The sequence below is a fragment of the Streptomyces himastatinicus ATCC 53653 genome, from assembly GCF_000158915.1.
Classification (GTDB): domain Bacteria; phylum Actinomycetota; class Actinomycetes; order Streptomycetales; family Streptomycetaceae; genus Streptomyces; species Streptomyces himastatinicus.
The window spans coordinates 7,623,559-7,629,687 of sequence record NZ_GG657754.1 but is presented as its reverse complement, the minus strand read 5'-3'; the positions used below and the strand labels follow the sequence as shown (position 1 = coordinate 7,629,687).

At 70.3% G+C, this 6,129-nt stretch carries 3 protein-coding genes and 2 pseudogenes; 4 read left to right on the top strand and 1 reads right to left on the bottom strand.

The features are described 5' to 3' along the window. Positions 1–349: pseudogene (locus SSOG_RS58875) on the top strand (tyrosine-type recombinase/integrase); the annotation flags it as partial. Positions 350–424: 75 nt separating this feature from the next. On the opposite strand, the gene glnA reads toward SSOG_RS58875, so the two are convergent. Next, on the bottom strand, positions 425–1,786 hold the full coding sequence (glnA, locus tag SSOG_RS32365; RefSeq protein WP_009718478.1) for a type I glutamate--ammonia ligase: 1,362 nt from the start codon (positions 1,784–1,786) through the stop codon (positions 425–427). 435 nt (positions 1,787–2,221) lie between these two features. On the opposite strand from glnA, the gene SSOG_RS32355 reads away from it, so the two are divergent. The 3 genes and pseudogenes from SSOG_RS32355 to SSOG_RS56550 all read left to right on the top strand — a co-directional run. Continuing rightward, on the top strand, positions 2,222–3,826 hold the full coding sequence (locus tag SSOG_RS32355; protein ID WP_039939210.1) for a multicopper oxidase family protein: 1,605 nt from the start codon (positions 2,222–2,224) through the stop codon (positions 3,824–3,826). 99 nt (positions 3,827–3,925) lie between these two features. Further along, positions 3,926–5,686, top strand: a complete 1,761-nt coding sequence (locus tag SSOG_RS32350; protein ID WP_039939209.1) for an NAD+ synthase — start codon at positions 3,926–3,928, stop codon at positions 5,684–5,686. A gap of 194 nt (positions 5,687–5,880) precedes the next feature. Continuing rightward, a pseudogene (locus SSOG_RS56550) lies at positions 5,881–6,129 on the top strand (YciI family protein); the annotation flags it as partial.

The following is a 6,129-nucleotide window of genomic DNA, read 5'->3' as shown; positions in this document are numbered from 1 at the left end:
GTAGGCGGCGGCGCGGTTCGCCGGACCCGACTTCAACACCCGGCTGTGGAAGCCCGCACTCGTCGCGGCCGGTGTGATCCCGGAGCCCGAGAAGGGTGAGCGGCACGAGGCGGCCCGGGAGCATGGCATGCACGCGCTGCGGCACTTCTACGCGTCGGTCCTGCTGGACGCCGGAGAGAACATCAAGGCTCTGAGCGGCTACCTCGGGCATACTGACCCCGGCTTCACGCTCCGGACGTACACGCACCTGATGCCCAGCAGCGAGGGGCGCACCCGAAAGGCCGTGGACCGGCTGTACGAGGGGGCCGAATCCGCGCCGGACGGCCCACAGACGGCCCAGGGGGAATGAGACGACTCCGGGCCAGCGTCGTCACGACGCTGGCCCGGATCATCGGTCTAGCGGTACATGCCCGCTGACCTGCGCTTACAGCACCGGCAGGCTCTTGCGCAGCTCGAAGGGGGTGACCTCCGAGCGGTACTCCTCCCACTCCTGCTTCTTGTTGCGCAGGAAGAAGTCGAAGACGTGCTCGCCGAGCGTCTCGGCGAGCAGTTCGCTGCGCTCCATGAGGGTGATGGCCTCGCCGAGGTTCTGCGGCAGCGGCTCGATGCCGAGCGAGCGGCGCTCGGCGTCGGACAGCGCCCAGACGTCGTCGTCGGCGCCGGCCGGGAGTTCGTAGCCGCCCTCGATGCCCTTGAGGCCGGCGGCCAGCAGGACGGCGTAGGCGAGGTAGGGGTTGGCGCCGGAGTCCAGGGAGCGGACCTCGACGCGGGTGGAGCCGGTCTTGCCGGGCTTGTAGAGGGGGACCCGGACGAGGGCGGAGCGGTTGTTGTGGCCCCAGCAGATGTACGAGGGGGCCTCGCCGCCCGCGCCCGCGGTGCGCTGGGAGCCGCCCCAGATGCGCTTGTAGGAGTTGACCCACTGGTTGGTCACGGCGGAGATCTCCCCGGCGTGACGGAGCAGCCCGGCGATGAAGGAGCGGCCGACCTTGGAGAGCTGGAACTCGGCGCCCGACTCGTAGAACGCGTTCCGGTCGCCCTCGAAGAGGGAGAGGTGGGTGTGCATGCCCGAGCCGGGGTGCTCGGAGAACGGCTTCGGCATGAAGGTGGCCTGCACGCCCTGCTCCAGCGCGACCTGCTTCATGACCAGGCGGAAGGTCATGATGTTGTCGGCGGTGGAGAGCGCGTCGGCGTAGCGCAGGTCGATCTCCTGCTGGCCGGGGGCGCCCTCGTGGTGCGAGAACTCGACCGAGATGCCCATCGATTCGAGCATGGTGATGGCCTGGCGGCGGAAGTCCATGCCGATGTTCTGCGGGGTGTGGTCGAAGTAGCCGGAGGAGTCGGCGGGCACCGGGCGGGTGCCGTCCATCGGCTTCTGCTTGAGCAGGAAGAACTCGATCTCGGGGTGGGTGTAGAAGGTGAAGCCGAGGTCGGAGGTCTTGGCGAGGATGCGCTTGAGCACATAGCGCGGATCGGCGAAGGAGGGGGAGCCGTCCGGCATCAGGATGTCGCAGAACATCCGGGCGGTCCCGGGGGCCTCGGCGCGCCAGGGCAGGATCTGGAAGGTGCCGGGATCCGGCTTGGCGATCATGTCGGACTCGTAGACCCGGGCGAAGCCCTCGATCGCGGAGCCATCGAAGCCGATGCCCTCGTCGAAGGCGCCCTCCAGCTCGGCGGGTGCGACGGCCACGGACTTGAGGAAGCCGAGCACATCGGTGAACCACAGCCGCACGAACCGGATGTCGCGCTCTTCGAGGGTACGGAGCACGAACTCCTGCTGCTTATCCATGGTCCCCTATCCTTGCAGGTCAAACGGCTCTTTCAGCGGGCGCGGGGCACCTCGTCGGCCCCAGTATCACGCGGCGGGGTTTCGGCGAGGTTTCGGACCCGCCCGGACCCGCTCCTCGCGCTCCGACACGATGTGTGCATCGTACTTTCATGCGGCCCGTTCCCGGACCCGCGCGTTCCACGACTCAAGACCGCCTCCGGTTCCGCAATGCACCCTTTGATACCCCTTAGGGGTAAGCTGTCGTATTGTCGTGATCATCGGAGAAATGAGACCGGAGCCCGGGGAGACGGCGGTGCGCGAACGCCACCGGCTGCTGGTGCAGCGCATAGAGCGGCGCGTCCGCCGCGTCCCGCCCCGATAGGGAGCGCGGGGACTCGGCGGTGACGCGCCGGCCGCTCATGCGCACATCTCCCACCAGCATTGGGGTGCTCACTCATGCACGAACCCTCTCGCCGCGCCGTGCTTGGCGCGGGAATCGCCGTCGCGGGCGGCGGTCTGCTCGGCGCCTGTAGTCCCTCGGGCGGCGAATACGGAATGGACAACTCGGGGCTGGGCGGGAACGCGGGACCGGCCGCGGCGACCCCATCGGAGTACATCTCCCCGCACGGCCCGGAGGTCCGGGACCGGGAAGACCGGCGGGGACCCGGCCCGGTCCGGCGGGTCCAGCTCACCGCCACCGCCACCACGCTGGACCTCGGCGCCCGCAAGGTGACGTCCTGGGCGTACGAGGACCAGGTGCCCGGCCAGGCGATCCGGGTCACCGCGGGCGAGACCCTCGCCCTCACCCTGGTCAACCAGCTGCCGCAGCCCACCACGCTGCACTGGCACGGCATCCGGCTGCGCAACGACATGGACGGCGTCCCGGGCATCACCCAGCCGCCGATCAAGACCGGCGCGGCCTTCGACTACCTCTTCACGGCGGTCAACCCGGGCACGTACTGGGTCCACCCCCACACCGGCGTCCAGGTCGACCGGGGGCTGTACGCGCCGCTGATCATCGAGGACCCGAAGGAGCCGCTGAAGTACGACAAGGAGTGGATCGTCGTCCTCGACGACTGGCTCGACGGGGTGGGCGGCCGCACCCCGGACAAGGTGCTGCGGCAGCTGAACGGCGGCCGGACCATGGCCCACGGCGTGGAGACGGGTGCGAGCAGCATGCCGCTGATGTCCCGGCACGGCGGCACGGCGTCCCCCTCCCCCACCTCCCTTGCCCCGTCCCGCCCGGCGGCCGCCGCCGCCACGAGCGAGCTGCTGGGCGGCGAGGCGGGCCACGTCACGTACCCGTACTACCTCATCAACGGGCGCACCCCCGACTCCCCGCAGGTCTTCCGGGCCAAGCGCGGCGACCGCATCCGGATCCGGATCATCAACGCGGGCGGCGACACCGCCTTCCGGGTGGCGCTCGGCGGCCACAAGATGACCGTCACCCACACCGACGGCTACCCCGTGCGGCACACCACCACCGACGCGCTGCTGCTGGGCATGGGTGAGCGGTACGACGTGCTGGTGACCGCGAAGAGCGGGGTGTTCCCGCTCGCCGCCCTCGCCGAGGGCAAGAAGCGGTCCACGCTGGCCGTGCTCCACACGAGCGGCAAGAAGTCCATCAAGTTCAAGCGCCCCAAGGAGCTGGACGGCAAGCTGGTCTGGGCGGCGCAGCTGAAGGCCGCGGAATCGGTACGGCTGGAGCCGCGCCCGCCGGACCGCACGATCAGGCTGCGGCTCACGGGCTCGATGCGGAAGTTCGACTGGGCGATCAACGGCAGGCCGTACGACCCGACGCAGCGCTATCCGGTGCGGGCGGGCGAGCGGGTGCGGCTGACCTTCATCAACGGCACCCCGATGTGGCATCCGGTGCACGTCCACGGCCACACCTACGAGCTGCCGGACGGCGGAGCGCGCAAGGACACCACGATCCTGCTGCCGCACCGGAAGGTGAGCGTCGACTTCGACGCGGACAATCCGGGGCTGTGGATGCTCCACTGCCACAACGTCTACCACTCGGAGTCAGGAATGATGACCATCCTCGGTTACCAGAAGTAACCGCGGCCGGGGCCGGGTCCGGGGCCGGGTCCCGTCCGGGCGGGGAGACCTCTGACACGCACCGGTCATCGCGTCAGACAGACGATTACACTGGGCGCCGTGCCTCAACTTCGCCTCGCTCTGAACCAGATCGACTCGACCGTCGGCGACCTCGCCGGAAACGCCGAGTCGATAGTCCACTGGACCCGGCACTCCGCCGAGCAGGGCGCCCATCTGGTGGCGTTCCCCGAGATGGTGCTGACCGGGTACCCCGTCGAGGACCTCGCGCTGCGCTCCTCCTTCGTCGAGGCGTCGCGCACCGCGCTGCGCGCGCTCGCCGAGCGGCTGGATGCCGAGGGCCTCGGCGAGCTGCCGGTGATCGTCGGCTATCTCGACCGCAGCGAGCGGGCCCGGCGGTACGGCCAGCCCGCCGGCTCCCCGCAGAACGCCGCCGCCGTGCTGCACCGCGGCGCCATCGTGCTCACCTTCGCCAAGCACCATCTGCCGAACTACGGCGTCTTCGACGAGTTCCGCTACTTCGTGCCCGGCGACACCATGCCCGTCGTCCGCGTCCACGGCATCGACGTCGCCCTCGCCATCTGCGAGGACCTGTGGCAGGACGGCGGCCGGGTGCCCGCCGCCCACTCCGCCGGGGCCGGGCTGCTGCTGTCGATCAACGCCTCGCCGTACGAGCGCGAGAAGGACGACACCCGGCTGGACCTGGTCCGCAAGCGCGCCCAGGAGGCGGGCTGCACCACCGCGTACCTGGCGATGATCGGCGGCCAGGACGAGCTGGTCTTCGACGGCGACTCGATCATCGTCGGCCGCGACGGCGAAGTGATCGCCCGCGCCCCGCAGTTCGCCGAGGGCTGCGTCGTGGTCGACCTCGACCTGCCCGCCGCCGACCCGGACGCGGTCCCGGAGGGCGTCGTGGACGACGGGCTGCGCATCGACCACCGCACCCTCTCCGCCGACCCCCTCCCGGCCTACGACCCGGAGCCGGGCCTCGCGGGCGGCGAGGCGGAGCGGCTCGGCGACGACGAGGAGATCTACACCGCGCTGGTGGTGGGGCTGCGGGCGTACGTCGCGAAGAACGGATTCCGCAGCGTGCTGATCGGGCTCTCCGGCGGCATCGACTCCGCCCTCGTCGCGGCGATCGCGTGCGACGCGGTGGGCGCGCAGAACGTCTACGGCGTGGCCATGCCGTCCCGCTACTCCTCCGAGCACTCGATCGGCGACGCGACGGAGCTGGCGCGGCGCACCGGGCTCAACTTCCGCACCGTCCCGATCGCCCCGATGTTCGACGCCTACATGGGGTCGCTGCACCTCACCGGGCTCGCCGAGGAGAACCTCCAGTCGCGGCTGCGCGGCACGATGCTGATGGCGCTCTCCAACCAGGAGGGCCACATCGTCCTCGCCCCGGGCAACAAGTCCGAGCTGGCGTGCGGGTACTCGACGCTGTACGGGGACTCCGTGGGTGCGTACGGCCCCATCAAGGACGTCTACAAGACGTCCATCTTCCGGCTGGCGAAGTGGCGCAACCGCGCCGCTGAGGAGCGGGGCCAGACCCTGCCCATCCCCGAGAACTCCATCACCAAGCCGCCGAGCGCCGAGCTGCGCCCGGGCCAGGTCGACACCGACTCCCTCCCGGACTACGACGTGCTCGACCGGATCCTGGAGCTGTACGTGGACCGCGACCAGGGCCGCCAGGAGATCGTCGCGGCGGGCTACGACGATGAGCTGGTGACGCGGATCCTGCGGCTGGTCGACACCGCCGAGTACAAGCGGCGCCAGTACCCGCCGGGGACGAAGATCTCCGCCAAGGGCTTCGGCAAGGACCGCCGCCTGCCGATCACCAACCGCTGGCGCGAACACGGGTGAGCTTTCCGGGGGCGCGGTCGCTGGGGTGTGGGTGCCGGGTGCGGCGACCCCACCCCTGCGACCCCGCCCCCTCCCGCCGGACGGCGGCTTGCGCCGAAAAAATTTATGGCGGGGATGTCGAGAACCCGCGACCGGCTCCGTCCTCGGGGTGAAGGCGACCACAATGGGTCGCACCGGCACCGAGGAGAACCATCATGGCCAAGTACTTGCTGCTCAAGCACTACCGCGGCGCCCCGGCAGCGGTGAACGACGTCCCCATGGACCAGTGGGCACCGGAAGAGGTCTCGGCGCACATCGCGTACATGAACGACTTCGCGGCCCGGCTGGAGAAGACCGGCGAGTTCGTCGACGGCCAGGCGCTCGCCCCCGAGGGGACGTGGGTCCGGTACGACGGTGAGGGGCGCCCGCCGGTCACCGACGGTCCGTTCGCCGAGACCAAGGAC